This window comes from Nocardia pseudobrasiliensis NBRC 108224 (assembly GCF_001613105.1).
GTDB lineage: Bacteria > Actinomycetota > Actinomycetes > Mycobacteriales > Mycobacteriaceae > Nocardia > Nocardia pseudobrasiliensis.
The window spans coordinates 1-18418 of sequence record NZ_BDBS01000072.1 but is presented as its reverse complement, the minus strand read 5'-3'; the positions used below and the strand labels follow the sequence as shown (position 1 = coordinate 18418).

Below are 18418 nucleotides of genomic sequence, written 5' to 3'. Positions count from 1 at the left end.
TCAGCGGGGCAGGCCGAGCAGGCGTTCGGCGATGATGTTGCGCTGAATCTCGTTGGTACCGGCATAGATCGGGCCCGCCAGCGAGAACAGATAGCCGTCGGTCCAGTCGCCCGCCCGTTCGGCGGCCGGTCCCAGCAGATCCAGGGCGGTCTCGTACATGGCGATATCCAGTTCGGACCAGAACACCTTGTTCACCGAGGATTCCGCGCCCAGCTTGCCGCCCTCGGCCAGCCGGGTCACCGTGGCGAAGGTGTTGAGCCGATAGGCCTCGGCCCCGATCCAGCTGTCCACCACGCGATTCCGCGCGTCGGTATCGGCCGGATCGGCGGTATCGCGCCATAGTTCGACCAGCCGCGCGGCGGTGGCGTTGAACCGGCCCGGACTGCGCAGCGACAGTCCGCGCTCATTGGACGAGGTACTCATCGCCACCCGCCAGCCGTCGTGCGGCTGCCCGATCACATCGCGATCGGGTACGAATACCTCGTCCAGGAAGATCTCCGCGAACCCCGGTTCGCCGTCGAGCTGCGGAATCGGCCGCACACTCACTCCGTCGGCGGTGAGCGGGAACATCACGTAGGTCAGTCCGCGATGCCGCTCGGCTTCCGGATCGCTGCGGAACAGCCCGAAGGCCCAGTCCGCGAACGACGCTCGCGAACTCCAGGTCTTCTGCCCGTTGAGAATCCAGCCGCAGTCGGTGCGGCGCGCGGTGGAGCGGATACCCGCCAGATCGCTGCCCGCCTCGGGTTCGGACCAGGCCTGGGCCCAGATATCGTCGGCGCGGGCCATCCGGGGCAGGAATCGTTGCAGCTGCTCCGGGCTGCCGTGCTCGAACAGCGTCGGCGCGAGCAGGAAGATGCCGTTCTGGCTGACCCGCCCCGGCGCACCGGCCGCGTAGTACTCCTCCTCGAACAGCACCCACTCGAGCAGCGAAGCATCCCGTCCGCCATGGCTTTCCGGCCACGAGACCACCGACAGCCGCGCCGCGGCGAGGGTGTGCTCCCACTGCCTGTGCGCCTCGAAACCCGCCTCGGTATCCATCGACGGCAGCGGTTTCGCGGGCACGTTCGCGCGCAGGAACTCCCGCACCTCGAGCCGGAATCGCTGTGCGGCGGCATCGAATTCGAGATCCATCTACTTCGCACCGTCCGTCCCGGCGCTCGCCTTCATGGACTTCGCGTTCATGCCGCCCAGCGAATCGGCCCCGACCTCGGCATTGTGGGCGTGCGCGAAATGATGCAGCCCGAATACCGAATCCATCCCGGCCCGCATCCCCATCAGATCCTCGCACTGATTGACGGCCTTCTTGGTCAGCGCCAGCCCGAATTGCGGCATGGCCGAGATCTTCTCGGCCAGCGCCAAAGTCTCGGCTTCCAGATCCGCGCGCGGTACGACCCGATTGAGCATGCCCCATTCATAGGCCTGCGCCGCGGTGAAGCGGTCGCCGGTGAACAGGATCTCCTTGGCGCGCCGGGGGCCGAGCACCCATGGGTGGGCGAAGTATTCGACGCCCGGAATGCCCATACGCACCACGGGATCGGAGAAGAATGCGTCCTCGGACGCCACGATCAGATCGCAGATCCACGCCAGCATGAGCGCGCCCGCGATACACGCGCCCTGCACCATCGCGATCATCGGCTTGGGGATCTCGCGCCAGCGCCGGCACATTCCGAGGTATACCTCGAGTTCGCGGGCGAAGCGTTGATCGCCGCCCGGCCGGTCCACATGGTCCCACCACAGCGCGGCCTTGTTCTCGTAGTGCACGTGATGATCGCGGCCCGGAGTGCCGATATCGTGTCCGGCGCTGAAGTGTTTTCCATTGCCCGCCAGCACGATCACCTTGACCTCGGCGTCCTCGACCGCGCGCGTGAACGCCGCGTCGAGCGCGTAGGTCATCACCGAATTCTGCGCATTGCGGTAATCGGGCCGATTCATCGTGACGATCGCGACCGGTCCGCGCCGTTCGTAGGTGACGACCTCGCCCTCGTCGGGAATCGGATCGTTGGTCACGAAATCTCCTCACGTAGTTGCCGCTTGAGCACTTTTCCGGCCGCGCTGTAGGGCAGGGCGTCGCGGAATTCGACCCGGCGCGGGACCTTGAAATTGGCCAGACTGCCTCTGGCGTGGTCGATCACGTCCTGCTCGGACAGCGTCGAACCGGCTCTGCGCACGACATAGGCCTTGCCGACCTCGCCCAGCCGCTCGTCCGGCACGCCGATCACGGCCGCCTCCGCCACCCCGTCCAGCCGCGCCAAGACCTGTTCCACCTCGGCGGGATACACATTGAAGCCGCCGCTGATGTACATATCCTTGAGCCGATCGGTGATCTTCAAATAGCCGCGGTCGTCGACGATTCCGATATCGCCGGTGTGCAGCCAGCCGTCGGCATCGATCGTCTTCGCCGTGCTTTCCGGATCGTCGAGGTAGCCGACCATGACATTCGGGCCGCGCAACAGCACCTCGCCGTTGTCGCCGACGCGGAGTTCGAATTCGGCGATGGCCTCGCCGCAGGTGTTGGCGATGGTTTCCGGATCGTCGTCGGGGCGGCACATGGTTCCGAATCCGGCCGATTCCGACAGGCCGTACGCGGTCACCACCACATCGAATTCCAGCTCCCCACGCATTCTTTCGATCAGCACCACCGGTACGGTGGCCGCGCCGGTGACCGCCACCCGCAGGCTGCTCAGGTCGAATTCGCCGCGGCGCGGATGGTCGAGGATGGTCTGGTAGATCGTCGGTGGACCCGTCAGTACCGTGATCCGCTGGTCGCGCACCATCCGCATGGTTTCGGGCACATCGAAACTGGCCTGCGGCACGATGGTCGCGCCGGTGACCAGGCAGGCGAGCATGGCCGCCTTGTAGCCGAAGTTGTGGAAGAACGGCGGAATCACCAGATACGCATCGCCCCGGCGCAGCGTCGCCCGCTCGACCCAGGCCCGCACGACGCTCAGCGCCTGTCGGTGCGCGACGAGGGTGCCCTTACTGCGGCCGGTGGTGCCGGAGGTGAACAGGATGTCGGAGATATCCTCGGGCCCAACCGATTCCCCGCGCGCGACAACCCGATCGATCGGTACGGACGCCCCGAGGCCGGACAGGTCGGACCAGGCGAGGGCGTCGTCGGGTTCGCTCGGAGCGTCTCCGGGAATCAGAATCACCGTGTCTATGGCCAATTTCGGCGCGGCGGAACGCAATTCGGCCAGCCGATCCCGTCCGAGGAACGAGCCCGATACGAACAGCGCCCTCGCGTCCACCCGTTCGAGGACGTCGAGGGCCTCCTCGGCCACGTACCGGGTGTTCAACGGCACCAACGCCGCCCCCGCGTACTGCGCGCCAAGCGCCGCCACCACCCAGTGCCAGGTATTGGGAGCCCAGATGGCCACCCGATCCCCGCGCTCGACCCCCCGCGCGATCAGCGCCGCGGCCGTCTCGCGCACCGCGTCGAGCAGTTGCGCCCAGCTCAGGCGCGTAGCACCGTCGCTGATCGCGATGTCGTCGCCGAATTCGCGGGCCGCCTCGCGCAGCGCGAGCGGGATGGTCTGGACCAGGGTCGTCACGGTCGTCCTCGATCGGTTAACAAGCAAGTGCTTGGTAGGTTACTCTACCGGAGTGAGTGTGATCCAGACCCCGGATTCCGACACCTCGGATGATGCCCGCTTCCGCGCCGACGTGCGGGAATGGTTGACGGAAAACCTCGATGGACGGTTCCGGGAGCTGCGTGGTCTCGGCGGTCCGGGCCGCGAACACGAGGCCTTCGACGAGCGGCTGGAATGGGATCGCCACCTGGCCGCGGCCGGATGGACCTGCCTGGGCTGGCCGAAACGCTACGGCGGGCGCGAGGCGACGCTGCGCCAGCAGGTGATCTTCCATGAGGAGTACGCGGCCTCGAACGCCCCGAGCCGGGTCTCGCATGTGGGCGAGGAACTGTGCGCGCCCACCCTGCTGGCCTTCGGCACCGAGGAGCAGAAGCAGCGCTTCCTGCCCGGTATCCGCTCGGTCACCGAACTGTGGTGCCAGGGCTACTCGGAGCCGGGTGCGGGTTCGGACCTGGCGGCGGTGACGACCTCGGCGCGACGCGACGGTGACGAGTGGGTGATCAACGGTCAGAAGATCTGGACCTCCCTGGCGCATCTGGCGGACTGGTGTTTCGTGCTGTGCCGCACCGAACCGGGCTCGTCCCGCCATCACGGACTGTCGTATCTGCTCGTGCCGATGCGGCAGCCGGGGATCGAGGTGCGTCCGATCGTGCAGATGACCGGCACGGCCGAATTCAACGAGGTGTTCTTCGACAATGCCCGCACCGCGGGTGATCTGGTGGTCGGCGCGCCCGGTGACGGCTGGCGGGTGGCCATGGGCACCCTGACCTTCGAGCGCGGCATCTCCACCGTGGGCCAGCAGATCCGCTTCGCGCGGGAGCTGTCGAATCTGGAGGCGGTCGCGAAAGGCAATGGTGCGCTGGATGATCCGATTCTGTCCGATCGATTCGATCAGGCGTGGGTCGGCCTGCGGGTGCTGCGGGCGCATGCGCTGCGTACCCTGGAATCGGCGCACGCGACCGTCGACGCGCGCACGGCCGCCGGACAGGCCTCGGTATCGAAACTGCTGTGGGCCAATTGGCATCGCGGCCTGGGCGAGCTGGCCATGGATGTGCTGGGCGCGCCCGGAATGATCGCGCTGCCCGACGATCTCACCGATTGGCAGCGGCTGTTCCTGTTCAGTCGCGCCGACACCATCTACGGCGGCTCGAACGAGGTGCAGCGCAACATCATCGCCGAACGCGTGCTCGGACTGCCGCGTGAGGCTCGTTAGGAAGGATCAGCCGTGACAGACCTCTCCGTCGCCCCGCAACCGATTCCGGGCCACGGCCTGCTGACCGGCAAGGTCGCCGTGGTGACGGCCGCGGCGGGCACCGGCATCGGTTCGGCCACCGCCCGGCGCCTGCTCGACGAGGGCGCCGATGTGGTCGTATCCGATTGGCACGAGCGACGTTTGAAGCAGACCGAGGAGGAACTGGCCGCGGCGTTTCCGCAGCGGCGGGTGAGTTCGGCGGTCTGCGATGTGACCAGCTCCGAACAGGTCGACGGACTGGTTCGGGCGGCGGCCGAACGATTCGGCCGCATCGACGTCATGATCAACAATGCCGGATTGGGCGGGGAGACACCGGTTGTCGATATGACCGACGAGCAGTGGGACCGGGTGCTCGACATCACGCTCACCGGCACGTTCCGCTGTACTCGCGCGGCGCTGAACTATTTCCGCTCCGCCGGGCACGGCGGGGTGATCGTGAACAATGCCAGCGTGCTCGGCTGGCGCGCGCAGCATGGCCAGGCGCACTACGCCGCGGCCAAGGCCGGTGTGATGGCGCTCACCCGCTGCAGCGCCGTGGAGGCCGCGGCGCTGGGCGTGCGAATCAACGCGGTCGCGCCGAGCATCGCGCGACATCCGTTCCTGGACAAGGTGACCTCGGCCGATCTGTTGGATCGACTGTCCGCGGACGAGGCGTTCGGGCGCGCGGCGCAACCGTGGGAGGTGGCCGCCACCATCGCCGTACTCGCGAGCGAGTACACCTCCTATATGACGGGTGAGGTTGTGTCGGTGAGCAGTCAGCGGGCCTGAGAGTTCGTCTCGGCGTGGCGACTCGCGGCGGCCGAAATTGGGTGGCGCCGACCACCGAGAGTTGTGCAATCCTGAGAGTGGCCGGTTCCCGAATTTCGAAGGGACCACGACCCATGGGTCTGGACCATCGTCAGGAAGACAACGAAGAACTGGAACTAGAGCTGGTACGCGAGGTGGTACTGGCCCGTCGGCGCTTGGACAACATCGTGCTCGCCGCCCTGACGTTCGGCGCCGAATTGCTCGACCACTCCTCGGAGTGCGCGACCGCCATGCGCGCCGCGCAGATCCTCGAGGAGCATGCGGTGGACGAGGACGATGTCGCGCGCGATCCGCGAGGCGCACTGCGCGAGGACATGGCCCGCGATCGCCTGCGCGCGCAGCGCATCGGCATGGTGCGCGAACCGGGAGGTCCCGAGACCGAGAGCGATCGCCGTCGGCGGAAACAGGGTGCGCTGCTGCGCGAGGTGCGCGCCGATCTACTCGAGGTGGTCCGGCGCTGCCGCAAATTCAGTTTCGATCGGGTGGCCTTCGCCGACGGCATCGCCGAGGGCCTGTGCGCGGCCACCGACAAGCTGGTCATCGGGGCCGATATGGAGACCTATCGCGCCTGGCAGCGCGGAATGGTTTTGAAGATCAGCGAGGAACCCACCCCGGGCGGCCCGCCGCGCGCCATGGCCACCGTCGACGCGGGACCCGGCCGCGGTTCGCTGACCGTCGAATGGGACAGCTGTGAGCGGCGATTGGCCCTGGTGGCCCGCATGGCCCGGGCGGGGGTGTCCCCGGTGGTGATCTGCGATCGGCTGCTCGCGGATCTGTCGGTGTCGTCGCCGCTGCGATATTCGCATCGATAGGACCGGCCATGGACCAAGCAAATGCTTGGTTGTATTATGGCCGGGTGACCGCACCCGAGACCTCGAAATCCGCACGTCGTAACGAGCTGCTCACGCTGGCCGCCGGTTTGTTCGCCGAGCGGGGGCTGCGGGCCACCACGGTCCGGGATATCGCCGACGCGGCCGGAATTCTATCGGGGAGTCTCTATCATCACTTCGATTCCAAGGAGTCGATGGTCGACGAGATCCTGCGCGGATTCCTGGACGATCTGTTCGGGCGCTACCGCGAGATCGTGGCCTCGGGCCTGTCGGCGCGGGATACGTTGGAGGCGTTGGTGATCGCGTCCTACGAATCCTTCGATCGCTGGCACGCCGCGGTGGCGATCTATCAGGCCGAGGCCAAAAGGCTCAGCGGCACCGAGCGTTTCGAATACATCGCGGAGTACAACCGGGAGTTCCGCGAGCTGTGGCACAACGTGCTCACCCGGGGCGTCGAGGACGGCAGCTTCCGCCCCGAACTCGATGTGGAGCTGGCCTTCCGATTCCTGCGCGACACCGTCTGGGTGGCCGTGCGCTGGTATCAGCCCGGCGGCCGCATCACCGTCGACAGTCTTGCCAAGCAGTATCTGACCATCGTGCTCGACGGGCTCACCATCCCGGAGGCACAGTCTCCCTAGGAGTTTCACATGTCCGCACCGTCCACCCGCCGATCTGCCCCGCTGCGGGAGGCGTACGTGATCGATGCCGTACGCACCCCGATCGGTAAGCGCGGCGGGGCCCTGTCCGGTGTGCATCCGGCCGATCTGGGCGCGACCGCCCTGCGGGGTCTGCTGGGCCGCAATCCGATCGACCCGGGCCTGGTCGACGACGTGATCTTCGGCTGTGTCGACGCGATCGGGCCGCAGGCCGGAAATATCGCGCGCACAGCGTGGTTGGCGGCCGGGTATCCGGAGGAGGTTCCGGGTGTGACGGTGGACCGGCAGTGCGGTTCGAGTCAGCAGGCGATCAACTTCGGCGCGCAGGCCATCATGAGCGGCACCGCCGAGGTGATCGTGGCGGGCGGCGTACAGAATATGAGCGCGATTCCGATCTCGGCGGCCATGCTCGCGGGCCGGGAGTACGGCTTCGAGTCGCCGTTCGTCGGCGCGCAGGGCTGGGATCACCGCTACGGCACCGGCGAGGTCTCGCAGTTCCGCGGCGCGCAGCTGATCGCCGAGAAGTGGGATATCAGCCGCGAGGATATGGAGCGCTGGGCGCTGCGCAGTCACGACCGCGCGCGAAACGCCATCGCGCAGGGCCGGTTCGACCGCGAGATCGTGCCCGTCGGCGAGTTCTGGATCGATGAGGGCCCGCGCGAGACCAGCCTCGAGAAGATGGCCACGCTCAAACCCCTCGGCGAGGGCAGCCCGCTGACGGCCGCGGTGGCCAGCCAGATCTCCGACGGCGCGAGCGCGACGCTGCTGGCCTCGGAATGGGCGGTCGCCGAATTCGGACTCACCCCGCGCGCCCGCGTCCACCATGTCAGCGCCCGCGGCGCCGATCCGATCTTCATGCTCACCGCGCCCATTCCGGCCACCCGCTGGGCGCTGGCCAAGACCGGGCTGAGCATCGAGGATATGGATGTCATCGAGATCAACGAGGCCTTCGCCCCGGTGGTGCTGGCCTGGTTGAAGGAGACCGGGGCCGATCCGGAACGGGTGAATGTGAACGGCGGCGCGATCGCCCTGGGCCATCCGCTCGGCGCGACCGGCGCGAAACTGTTCGCGACCCTGCTCAACGAGCTGGAACGGGTCGACGGGCGCTACGGCCTGCTCACCATTTGCGAGGGCGGCGGCACCGCGAACGTCACCATCATCGAGCGCATGCGCTGAGGCCGCCCTCTACGATCGAATTGTGAAGGTTCTGGGTGCTTGCCCGCTGGACTGCCCCGATGCCTGCTCCTGGGTGGTGACAGTGGAGGACGGGGTAGCCGTCGGGCTGCGGGGAAACAAGGAGCATCCCGTCACGCGCGGGGCGCTGTGCGTGAAGGTCAACCGGTATCTCGAACAGGTCGGCGCGCCCGACCGGATCCGCTATCCGATGCGGCGGGTCGGCCGCAAGGGCGAGGGCCGATTCGAGCGGATCACCTGGGAGCAGGCGCTCGACGAGATCGCCGAACGCCTGGGCGCGATCACCGCGGAGTTCGGCGGCGAGGCGATCTGGCCGTTCCACGGCACCGGCAGCCTGGGATATATCCAAGGGCAGGAGGGCTTTTCGGGGCGGCGGTTCTTCAATGCGCTCGGCGCGTCGCTGCACGATCCCACCATCTGCTCGGTGGCGGGCACGGCCGGGCTGAAGTACACCCTCGGCACCTCCGGCGGTATGGATCCGGAGGATTTCGCGAAGTCGAAGCTGATCCTGCTGTGGGGCACCAATCCGCTCAGCTCCGGACACCATCTGTGGAAATTCGTGCAGGACAGCGGAGCGTATCTGGTCGCGATCGATCCGGTGCGCAGCCGCACGGCCGAGCGCTGCGACGAACATCTCGCGCCGCTGCCCGGCACCGATGCCGCGCTGGCGCTCGGGCTGATGCATGTGATCGTGTCGATGGGTGCGCAGGACGACGAATTCCTCGCCGACCACACCGTCGGATGGCCCGAATTCCATAGCCGCATCGCCGAATTCACACCCGATCGGGTCGCCGAGATCACCGGGCTGGATCGCGAGCAGATTCTGGCGCTGGGCGAGCGCATCGCGCGTACCCGCCCGACGGCCATCCGTGCGTCCCAAGGGATGCAGCGGCACGCGGGCGGCGGGATGGCGTTGCGGACGTTGGGCTGTCTGCCCGGGGTGACCGGCGACTGGGCGATTCCCGGTGGGGGACTGCACTATTCGACCAGCGGACACTTCCAGCTCGATCTGCCCGAACTGATCCGCCTGGATCTGCTGCCGAATCCGGTACGCACACTGTCGATGACGCGGCTGGCCGAGGGGCTGCTCGACATCGATGATCCGCCGGTCAAGGCGTTGTTCGTGATCGCCGCCAATCCGGTCGGCTCGAATCCGCAGCAGGGCCGGGTGATCGAGGGGCTGCGGCGGGAGGATCTGTTCACCGTTGTGCTGGAACACTTCCCGACCGATACCGTCGACTACGCCGATATCGTGCTGCCCGCGACCATGCAGCCCGAACATCTGGATGTGATCGCGGGCTACGGCCATCTGTATCTGGTGTGGAACGAACCGGCCGTCGAACCGCCGGGGGAGTGCCTGCCCACCACCGAGACCTTTCGCCGCCTCGCGCGGCGGATGGGCCTGACCGAACCGGCGCTCTACGATTCCGACGAGGAACTGGCCCGGCAGTTGCTGAAGGGCTACGACCTCGAACGTCTGCGCAGCGAGGGCTATCTGAAGGTGGAACCCGGACCGGTCCCCGCGGACAAACTCCTGTTCGTCTCCGACCGCGCCGCCGCGGCCGGGCACGATTCGCTGCCCGGCTACACTCCGCCCGGCGATCCGGGGTCGGGTCTGGTGCTCATCTCCGCCGCGTCGCACCACTTCCTGAACACCACCTTCGGCTCCAATCCCGAATTGCGCCGCCGCGCGGGCGATCCCACGGTGACCGTGCATCCCGATGATGCGGCCGCCCGCGGAATCGTCGACGGCGCACCGGTTCTCGTGGCCAATGCGCGCGGCAGCTTCGAGGCCCGGGCCGAGGTGTCCGATCGGGTGCGTCCGGGTGTCGCCGCGACCACCAAAGGCCGCTGGGCGAAACTGTCCGGCGGCAGCACCGTCAATGCGACCATCGCCGAGCGCGATGCCGATTTCGCGGGCGGCGCGGTGTTCCACGACAATCGCGTGGAGATTACGCCTCGCCCATAATTTTTGAACGTTCGGTCCAGTTCTTGTAGCATACGACCATGGGCAGGGCGAAGGAGTTCGATCCGGACGTCGCATTGCGGGCGGCCATGGAGCTGTTCTGGCGCAAGGGTTACGAGGCTACGTCGATACAGGATCTGGTCGAACATCTCGGACTCGGCAAGGGCAGTATCTACGGCGCCTTCGGCGGTAAGCGCGAGCTGTTTCTGAAGGCGGTCGAGCGCTACTCCGCCGATGGTCGGCTGGGTCTGCTCGATCGCGTCTCCACCCCGGAATCGCCGCTCGAGGGCGTGCGTGAACTGGTGCGCTGGTATGCCCGGGATTCCTTGGCGGACAACGATCGCAAGGGCTGCCTGATGACCAATACCGCCGTGGAGCTGCCCGGGGACGAGGCGGCGGTGCGGGTGGTCGCGAATGATCTGGACACCATGGAGACGGTGCTGACCGGTGCGCTGCTGCGCGCTCGCGCCCACGGTGAGCTGGCGGCCGACCGGGATCCGGCCGCGATCGCCCGCTTCCTGGTGACGCTGCTGCAGGGTATTCGCGTGGTGGGCAAGACCGCGCTGCGCGAACGGCTGCTCGGCGACGCCGTCGAACAGGCCCTGGCCGTCCTCTCCTGATTCGCGCCGCCGCGGAGGCGGTCTCTTTGTCATGCCCATTTTCTTGACCGAACGTTAAAGAAAGAAGTGTCATGAGCACGACCGGCATCCCGACCGACGCCGAACTGGCGGCCACCCTCGACGGCGATTTCGTCAGCGCGTACGCCGAGGTGAACGGCATTCGCCTGCATTACGTCACCGGCGGCGCGGGCGAACCGCTGATCCTGCTGGGCGGCTGGCCGCAGACCTGGTGGCAGTTCCGCAAGGTGCTGCCCGAACTGGCCCGGCGTTTCCGGGTGACCGCGGTCGATCTGCGCGGTATGGGCGGCTCCGACAAGCCCGCGTCCGGTTACGACAAGCGCACGATGGCCCGCGACATCCACGAGCTGACAACCCATCTCGGCCACCGGTCGGCCTTCGTCGCGGGCCACGACATCGGCGCGGCCGTGGCCTACCACCTGGCGGCCGCGTACCCCGAGACGGTGCGCAAGCTGGTCACCATGGATCTTGGCGTGCCCGACGAATCGTGGCTGCGCATTCCCATGCTGCCCGGCAGCGACGAACAGGTCAGCGCGCTGGCGCACGGCCGGGGCGGCTATCCCTGGTGGTTCGCCCTCAACCAACTGCGCGAACTGCCCGAAAGGCTGCTCGCGGACCGCTTCCGGTTGATCGTCGACTGGCTCTACGGCCATATGCTGCTCGATCAGTCCGCGGTCGAGGAGCAGGCCCGCGCGATCTACGCCGCGGCCTACGATGCGCCGGAGGCGATCCGCGCCGGAAACGGCTGGTACCAGACCATGCGCCAGGACGTCGCGGATCTGCGCACCTACCCGAAGGTGACGCTGCCCATCCTGACGCTGTCCGGTGAGGAGTCCTATCCGCAGTTGCGAGAGCAGATGGCGGACAAGGGAACCGATGTGCGCGTGGTGGCCGTCGAGGGCAGCGGGCACTACATCGCCGAGGAACGGCCCGAGACGGTGGTGCGCGAACTGGTCGAGTTCATGCGCTGATCACCGGAGTGCGGCCACCGCGTCGATCCGGGCGATCGCGTCGTCGACAATGCGATCGATGAGTTCGGCGACGGTCGGCAGGTCATCGATGATGCCGGTGACCTGACCCGCCGCCAGCACGCCCGCCTGGGTATTGCCCTCGACCAGACCGGCCCTGAGCAGCATGGGGGTATTGGCGGCCATGACGACCTGGGACCAGCTGAGGTCCTTGGTCTTTCGCATGGTCAGCCCGTCGCGGACCATCGTGGACCACTTCATACCCGTCATGCTCCTGAACCTGGCGGCATTGGCGACCGCCGCGGCCAGGCCGCGCCAGCGGCCCGAATGTTCCAGGCGATCGACCAGTTCGGTGTTGAGCACCCGGTGCGGCATACCGTCCACCTTGAGCGAGACCACCGTGTCCTGGAGGCCGCGGCGCAGATATTCCTGTTTCACCGCGTCCGGAACGGTGCTCTCGCGGGTGAGCAGGAAGCGGGTGCCCATCGCGACGCCCGCCGCGCCGTAGGACAGCGCCGCCGCCAGGCCGCGGCCGTCGAAGAAGCCACCGGCGGCCACCACGGGAATGTCGACGGCGTCCAGCACCGACGGCAGCAGTAGCGTGGTGGCCACCGGGCCGGTATGCCCGCCGCCCTCACCGCCCTGCACGATCACCGCGTCCGCGCCCCAGGACGCGACCTTCACCGCGTGTTTGGCCGCGCCGATCGACGGAATCACCACCACCCCGGCGTCTTTGAGCCGCGCGATGAGCTCCTGCTTGGGGGCCAGCGCGAACGAGGCGACCCGCACGCCCTCCCGGATGAGCAGTTCGATGCGCTCGGTCGCGTCGGTGGCGTCGGCGCGGATGTTCACGCCGAAGGGTTTGTCGGTCTCGGCCTTGGTCTTGGCGATCGCCGTCTCGAGTTCCGGGTAGGTCATGGTGGCCGAGGCCAGAATGCCCAGGGCGCCGGCCTCGGCGGTGGCGGCGACGAGGCGCGGGCCCGCCACCCAGCCCATGCCGGTCTGCACGATCGGATGTTCGATGCCCACCAGTTCGGTGAGCGGGGTTCGCAACCGGGTGGTCACGCCGGGACCTCCTTGTCGCGAATGCCCTTGGGATCCAGCACTGTTCGGATGAGTCGCAGTTCCTCCTCGGTGGGCCACCGGGTGGTCCGCGCGGTATCGAGGCCGGCGATCTCGAAGGAGGTGTTGGCGGCGACCTCGTCCGCGGTCACGCCCGGATGCAGCGACAGGGCCCGCAGCGTGTGGTCCGCCCCGCCGAAATCGAAGACGCCGAGATTGCTCACCACGCGGTGCAGGTGATGGAAGCGGTAGGCGGGATTGTCGGGATCGACCTTGTCGTAACCGATTCCGGAGACGATATCGACCCGATCGCAGAACACCCGCGCGGTGTGCCGGGGGACGAAGTAGCTGGTGGGGTGGTTGATCGTATTGCCGGGTGCGCCGCGGACCCCGAACATCTGGCGGGTCGGATGCTGCAGCGGTCCGAAGGCCGACAGGTTCTGGTTGCCGTGCCGGTCGATCTGATTCGCGCCCATGACCACGTGGCGACGTCCGGAGGCGACCACGTCGAAAACCCTGCCGAACGGAATCCAGCCCTCCACAGGGGCTTTCGCGCCCAGGGCGGGCACCTCGGCCAAGAACAGCGCCTCGCCGTCGGACAGCACCAGGTCCGGTTCGAAGGTCAGCCGGGCCAGTCGCGCCCCGATGGTCGGAATCGGCGACATCGGGCTGGCCATGATCTCGCCCGCGCCGCGGAAGATCTCGGCGCAGGCGATCGCGCACACCTCGGCGCGGGTCGCGGTGGTGGTGTCGGTCATTTCGCCTGCTCCTCGCCGAATTCACGGACGGCCGTTTGATATTCGTCCTCGCTGACATCCAGATAGCGGGCCTTGAATTCCGCCCAGGATTGCGGATCTGCGGCCGCGGCGACGTAGTGACGCTGGAACCGCTCGTCGCGGCCGTAGCTGCCGGAGAAGGTGAAATGCGCGCCGCCCGGGGCCTCGACCACGCCGTCGACCATCATGCGATTGAGCAGAATCGACTGCGGAGCAACGGCTTTGACCAGTTCGTCGGTCTCGACCAGGCGGTCCACCGACAGGTAGCGGCGCTGCGCGGCCAGGCAGAACAGGTCGTCCATATACGGATCGATGCCGGTGTAGGCGGCATTGCCGTGTTTGTCACCCAGGTCCAGATGGACGAATGCCACATCCAAAGTCAGTGCGGGCATGGCGATCAGCGTTTCGGTGCGCCCGTCGGCATCGGGATAGGGCGAGCGCACGGTCTGCAGTTCGCCGTCCCAGAAGGTCGGGACATCCGAGCCGAGCCCGGCCCGGATCGGCAGGAACGGCAGCCGCGCGGCCGCGGCCTGCAGGCCGCATTTCACCATGCCCTCGTCCATTTCGCGCGCCACGAGCTCGCCCGAGGTGCGCGCCTTGGCGAACCACGGATCGTAGAAGGGCGCGGAATCCAGGGAGACGAAGCCGTAGTAGGCCCTGCGCACCTTGCCCGCCGAGCACAGCAGTCCCAGATCCGCGCCGCCGTAGGTGACCACGGTCAGATCCGTGACATCCGATCGCAGCAGCGCTCGGACCAGAGCCATCGGCTTGCGTCGCGAGCCCCAGCCGCCGATGCCGATGGTCATACCGCTGCGTAGTTCGCCGACGACCTCGTCGAGCGTCATTCGCTTGTCCCGCACGGTCACTTCCCCTCTCGCTTCGCCGCGAGGTCCTCGTCGAACCGGGCGCGTATCTCGTCGGCGACCCCGGCCAGATTGAGCTCGAATGTGAAGCCCTGCTCGAATCGGTAACTGCGGTGCACGTCCTGGACATCGATCCCGTTCAGCGCCCGCTTGGCCGCCCGGATCACCCGCCCGTCCTTGGCGGCGATGTTCTTGGCGAGTTCCAGTGCCGCGGAATCCAATTCGGCCCGCGGCACCACCTTGTACACCGAACCGAAGTGATGCAGCTGCTGTGCGCTCACGGTGCTCGCGGTGTAGAACAGCGTGCGCATCAGATGCTGCGGCACCAGGCGGGCGAGATGGGTCGCCGCGCCGAGCGCCCCACGTTCGACCTCGGGCAGGCCGAAGGTGGCGTCGTCGGACGCGATGATCACATCGGCATTGCCCACCAGGCCGATTCCGCCACCCAGGCAGAAGCCCTGCACCGCGGCGATCACCGGAACCTGACATTCGTAGATCGCCGAAAACGCGTCGTAGCAACCGTGATTGGCATCGATCAGGGCGTTGTGGCCCGAATCGCGCTGAATCTCTTTGATATCCACGCCCGCGTTGAATCCGCGGTTGTCCGCGCGCAGCACCACCACCCTGGTCTCCGGATCGCGCCCGGCCGCGCGGACCGTATCGGCCAGTTCGAACCAGCCGGCCGTCGGCAGGGCGTTGACCGGCGGGTAGTCGATCGTGACGACCTCGATGCCGGAGCTCTCGGTGTGACGGTTGATGCCCATCGCATGTCCATTCGTTGGCAAAACAAGCAAGTGCTTGGTAGGTTAGCACGGTGGCAATCGAAGTGGACCTCTCCGGCGCGGTCGTTCTGATCACCGGCGGGGTGCGGGGCGTGGGCGCGGGTATCAGCCGTGTATTCCTCGATGCCGGGGCGACCGTGGTGACCTGTGCCCGCCGTCCGGCCGATGCGCCGATCGAGAGTTCCGGCCGCACCGCGGAGTTCCTGAGCTGCGATGTCCGCGACGGCGATGCGGTGCGGGGACTCGTCGACGCGGTGGTCGAGAAGTACGGACGGCTCGATCATGTGGTGAACAACGCGGGCGGCGCCCCCTTCGCCCCCGCCGCGACCGCCAGCCGTAACTTCCACGCCAAGATCGTCGAGCTCAATCTGCTCGCGCCCCTGCTGGTTTCGCAGGCGGCCAATCACGTCATGCAGGACCAGTGCGGCGGCGGCTCGATCGTGATGATCTCGAGCGTCAGCGGGCATCGCCCCTCGCCCGGCACCGCCGCCTATGGCGCGGCCAAGGCGGGTCTGGACAATCTGGTCGCCTCCCTGGCCGTGGAGTGGGCGCCCAAGGTTCGGGTGAATTCGGTCGTGGTCGGCCTGGTGCGCACCGAGAGCAGTCATCTGCACTACGGCGACGAGGCGGGCGTGGCGGCCGTGGCCGAGACCGTTCCGCTCGCCCGGCTCGCTTCGCCGGAGGACATCGGCCGCGTCGCGGCCTTCCTGGCCTCACCGCTCGCGGGCTATGTCAGCGGCGCGGCGCTGACGGTGCACGGCGGCGGCGAACGTCCTGCGTTCCTGGCCGCGGCCACCGTCAACGATCCAGCAGCACAACGGAAATGAGAGCAGTGGACATGGCTGAGAAGATCTGCGCGGGCCGCACCGTCATCGTGACCGGGGCGGGCCGCGGCATCGGCCGCGCGCACGCGCTGGCCTTCGCCGCCGCCGGGGCGAATGTGGTGGTCAACGATCTGGGCGCGGAGCTGAACGGGGTCGGGCGCAGCGACTCCCCGGCCGCGCAGGTGGTCGACGAGATCATGGAACTGGGCGGCAAGGCCGTGGTCAACGGCGACGATGTGGCCGACTTCGCCGGTGCGAAGCGGATGATCCGCCAGGCCGTCGACACCTTCGGTCGCCTGGACGTACTGGTCAACAATGCCGGGATCGTCCGCGACCGGATGCTGGTCAACCTGGACGAACAGGAATGGGACGCGGTCGTGCGCGTCCACCTCAAGGGGCACTTCGCCACCATGCGGCACGCGGCGGAGTACTGGCGCGCCGAGGCCAAGGCGGGCCGGTCCGTCGACGCCCGCATCATCAACACCAGCTCCGGCGCGGGTCTGCAGGGCAGTGTCGGGCAGGGCAATTACGCGGCCGCCAAGGCCGGTATCGCCGCGCTGACCATCACCGCGGCCGCCGAGTTCGCCCGCTACGGCATCACGGTCAACGCCATCGCCCCCTCCGCGCGCACGCGGATGACCGAGGCCGTCTTCGCCGACATGATGGCGAAACCGGAGGACGGCTTCGACGCCATGTCCCCCGAGAATGTCTCCCCGCTGGTGGTCTGGCTCGGCAGCGCCGATTCGGCCGGGGTGACCGGTCGGATGTTCGAGGTCGAGGGCGGCAAGGTCGCCCTCGCCGACGGCTGGCGGCACGGCGTTCCGGTCGATCGCGGGGCCCGCTGGGAACCGGCCGAGCTGGGTCCGGCGGTACGCGAGCTGATTGCCAAGGCGGCCCCGCCGGAGGCCGTTTACGGGGCTTGATCAGCTGGTCACCGGCGTAGCCGCACCCCTCGCGGCCATATTGCCGGGCAACTGCCGAACATAACGATCCATCGAGCCGTCGGTATCGAATAACCTTGTGCGACCGGCGATAATCGATGGTGATCCGGAACCGCGTCGAGGCGGTTCGGTGCAGGTGGGACGCTCATCCTCGATCGTCGATCGCGCCTCGTTACCCGCTTCGCGGTGTGATGTATTCCGCGTGGCGATAGTGGGTCAGCTCACACGCCCGCCCTGCGCGAGCAAACAATTGGCAGTTATGATGATCGACATCCGTCAAAAGTCCCGGGAGTAGGCGCCGGGATGAAGATCTGCGCTTCAGGTGGGATGAGGGGAAGGCTTGGCGCATGACCGTTGGTCGCGTAGCGCGCGTGCTCGTAGTGGCCGGAATCGTTGCCGGTTGCGGCTCCCTCGGGTCGTTCGCGGCGCAGGCACAGCCCAACGGCGCCTGCCCGCGCTGTGCCATCGACGGCCCTGACAACGGCACCCCGCTGAGCATCCCCGGTCGGACGGGTTCCGCCGATTCCCCGACTCCGCGCGATCCCGCGAGCGTCGCCGGTCAGACCGGATCCGCTCAGTCCACGCCCGCCGCCGCGGGCTTCGCGGGCCTGGCGGCCATACTCGATCCCGGTTCGGCCGGACTGCTCGGGACCGGCTCGGCCGGCGCCCTGGCCACGGGTTCGGCCGCGGTCGGATCCGCGGCCACCGGTTCGGCCGCGGTAGGTTCGGCGGCCGTCGGGTCCGCGGGCGCGGGGACCGGCTCCGCGGTCGGTGGAACCGGTTCGGCCGCAGTGGGTTCCGCGGGCTCGACCACCGGTTCGGCATTGGCCGGTACGGGTTCGGCCGCACTGGGCACCGGTTCGGCCGCGGTCGGATCGGCCGGGGCCGCAACGGGTTCCGCGCTGCTCGGTACCGGGTCGGCGACGGGTTCGGCGCTCGCCGTACTGTTCGGCACCGGTTCGGCAACCCTGCTGGGCACCGGTTCGGCCACCGGATCGGCGCTGGCCACTCTCTTCGGAACCGGTTCGGCCGCAGTGGGTTCCGCCGGAGTCGGATCCGCCGCGACCGGATCCGCCGCCACCGGTTCGGCGGCCGTCGGTTCGGCCGCGGTACTCTCGCCGCTGCTGCTTCTACTTCTGCTGCAACCGGTTCCGGTGCCGCCGCCGTTTGTACTGGCGCCGCCGCTGGCGATTCCGCCGGTGCCCGCCCCACCCGCGATTCCGGCGCTACCCGCCGTCGCGCCGCCCGTTCCCGCACCGGTCGCCGCGC

Annotated in this window: 17 protein-coding genes and 1 pseudogene; 11 read left to right on the top strand and 7 right to left on the bottom strand. The window is 67.9% G+C overall.

Going from position 1 to position 18418, the window contains the following annotated elements; all coding sequences use genetic code 11:
• Genes NP4_RS37855 through NP4_RS37845 form a run of 3 tightly spaced genes read right to left on the bottom strand, consistent with a single transcriptional unit; the run spans position 1 to position 3551 of the window.
• Positions 1-1131 carry an acyl-CoA dehydrogenase family protein gene (locus NP4_RS37855; RefSeq protein ID WP_068008898.1) on the bottom strand — a complete coding sequence of 377 codons (1131 nt, stop codon included), beginning with the start codon at positions 1129-1131 and terminating at the stop codon, positions 1-3.
• The gene (locus NP4_RS37850; RefSeq protein WP_255285630.1) at positions 1132-2007 is read right to left on the bottom strand and encodes an enoyl-CoA hydratase; all 876 of its coding nucleotides are present in this window, start codon (positions 2005-2007) and stop codon (positions 1132-1134) included.
• Positions 2004-3551: a FadD3 family acyl-CoA ligase gene (locus NP4_RS37845; RefSeq protein WP_068008895.1), complete on the bottom strand. Its 1548-nt coding sequence runs from the start codon at positions 3549-3551 to the stop codon at positions 2004-2006. The genes NP4_RS37850 and NP4_RS37845 overlap by 4 nt, the downstream gene beginning before the upstream one ends.
• Before the next feature lie 52 nt (positions 3552-3603).
• On the opposite strand from NP4_RS37845, the gene NP4_RS37840 reads away from it, so the two are divergent.
• From NP4_RS37840 to NP4_RS37805, 8 genes are all read left to right on the top strand, one after another.
• Positions 3604-4803, top strand: coding sequence for an acyl-CoA dehydrogenase family protein (locus NP4_RS37840; RefSeq protein WP_068008892.1), 1200 nt, complete (start codon positions 3604-3606; stop codon positions 4801-4803).
• A gap of 12 nt (positions 4804-4815) precedes the next feature.
• Complete coding sequence (locus tag NP4_RS37835; protein WP_068008889.1) at positions 4816-5610, top strand: SDR family oxidoreductase; 795 nt, start codon at positions 4816-4818, stop codon at positions 5608-5610.
• Between the two features lie 113 nt (positions 5611-5723).
• Entirely contained in the window at positions 5724-6461 is a 738-nt protein-coding gene (locus NP4_RS37830; RefSeq protein WP_068008887.1) for a hypothetical protein, read from the top strand.
• An 8-nt stretch (positions 6462-6469) separates the two neighbouring features.
• A complete protein-coding gene (locus NP4_RS37825; protein ID WP_114755646.1) occupies positions 6470-7117 on the top strand; it encodes a TetR/AcrR family transcriptional regulator in 648 nt (215 codons plus the stop codon).
• Between the two features lie 42 nt (positions 7118-7159).
• Positions 7160-8311, top strand: coding sequence for an acetyl-CoA C-acetyltransferase (locus tag NP4_RS37820; RefSeq protein WP_068008928.1), 1152 nt, complete (start codon positions 7160-7162; stop codon positions 8309-8311).
• A 22-nt stretch (positions 8312-8333) separates the two neighbouring features.
• The gene (locus NP4_RS37815) at positions 8334-10298 is read left to right on the top strand and encodes a molybdopterin-containing oxidoreductase family protein (RefSeq protein WP_068008884.1); all 1965 of its coding nucleotides are present in this window, start codon (positions 8334-8336) and stop codon (positions 10296-10298) included.
• A gap of 38 nt (positions 10299-10336) precedes the next feature.
• On the top strand, positions 10337-10915 hold the full coding sequence (locus NP4_RS37810; protein WP_068008880.1) for a TetR/AcrR family transcriptional regulator: 579 nt from the start codon (positions 10337-10339) through the stop codon (positions 10913-10915).
• Between the two features lie 71 nt (positions 10916-10986).
• Positions 10987-11904 carry an alpha/beta fold hydrolase gene (locus tag NP4_RS37805; RefSeq protein WP_068008875.1) on the top strand — a complete coding sequence of 306 codons (918 nt, stop codon included), beginning with the start codon at positions 10987-10989 and terminating at the stop codon, positions 11902-11904.
• On the opposite strand, the gene NP4_RS37800 is transcribed toward NP4_RS37805, so the two are convergent.
• Genes NP4_RS37800 through NP4_RS37785 form a run of 4 tightly spaced genes read right to left on the bottom strand, consistent with a single transcriptional unit; the run spans position 11905 to position 15366 of the window.
• The gene (locus NP4_RS37800) at positions 11905-12966 is read right to left on the bottom strand and encodes an NAD(P)H-dependent flavin oxidoreductase (protein WP_068008871.1); all 1062 of its coding nucleotides are present in this window, start codon (positions 12964-12966) and stop codon (positions 11905-11907) included.
• Positions 12963-13721 (bottom strand): CoA-transferase subunit beta, encoded by a 759-nt coding sequence (locus tag NP4_RS37795; RefSeq protein WP_068008868.1) that lies wholly within the window; start codon positions 13719-13721, stop codon positions 12963-12965. Before NP4_RS37795 ends, NP4_RS37800 begins: the two co-directional genes overlap by 4 nt.
• Positions 13718-14584 carry a CoA transferase subunit A gene (locus tag NP4_RS37790; RefSeq protein ID WP_068008925.1) on the bottom strand — a complete coding sequence of 289 codons (867 nt, stop codon included), beginning with the start codon at positions 14582-14584 and terminating at the stop codon, positions 13718-13720. The genes NP4_RS37795 and NP4_RS37790 overlap by 4 nt, the downstream gene beginning before the upstream one ends.
• A 17-nt stretch (positions 14585-14601) precedes the next feature.
• Entirely contained in the window at positions 14602-15366 is a 765-nt protein-coding gene (locus tag NP4_RS37785; RefSeq protein ID WP_068008867.1) for an enoyl-CoA hydratase family protein, read from the bottom strand.
• A 50-nt stretch (positions 15367-15416) separates the two neighbouring features.
• Here NP4_RS37785 and NP4_RS37780 point away from each other — a divergent pair, with 50 nt between their 5' ends.
• The 3 genes and pseudogenes from NP4_RS37780 to NP4_RS43135 form a co-directional block, all read left to right on the top strand.
• Positions 15417-16211, top strand: a complete 795-nt coding sequence (locus tag NP4_RS37780) for an SDR family oxidoreductase (protein ID WP_373863903.1) — start codon at positions 15417-15419, stop codon at positions 16209-16211.
• 11 nt (positions 16212-16222) lie between these two features.
• The gene (locus NP4_RS37775) at positions 16223-17131 is read left to right on the top strand and encodes an SDR family oxidoreductase (protein ID WP_068008862.1); all 909 of its coding nucleotides are present in this window, start codon (positions 16223-16225) and stop codon (positions 17129-17131) included.
• A 365-nt stretch (positions 17132-17496) separates the two neighbouring features.
• A pseudogene (locus NP4_RS43135) lies at positions 17497-18418 on the top strand (hypothetical protein); the annotation flags it as partial.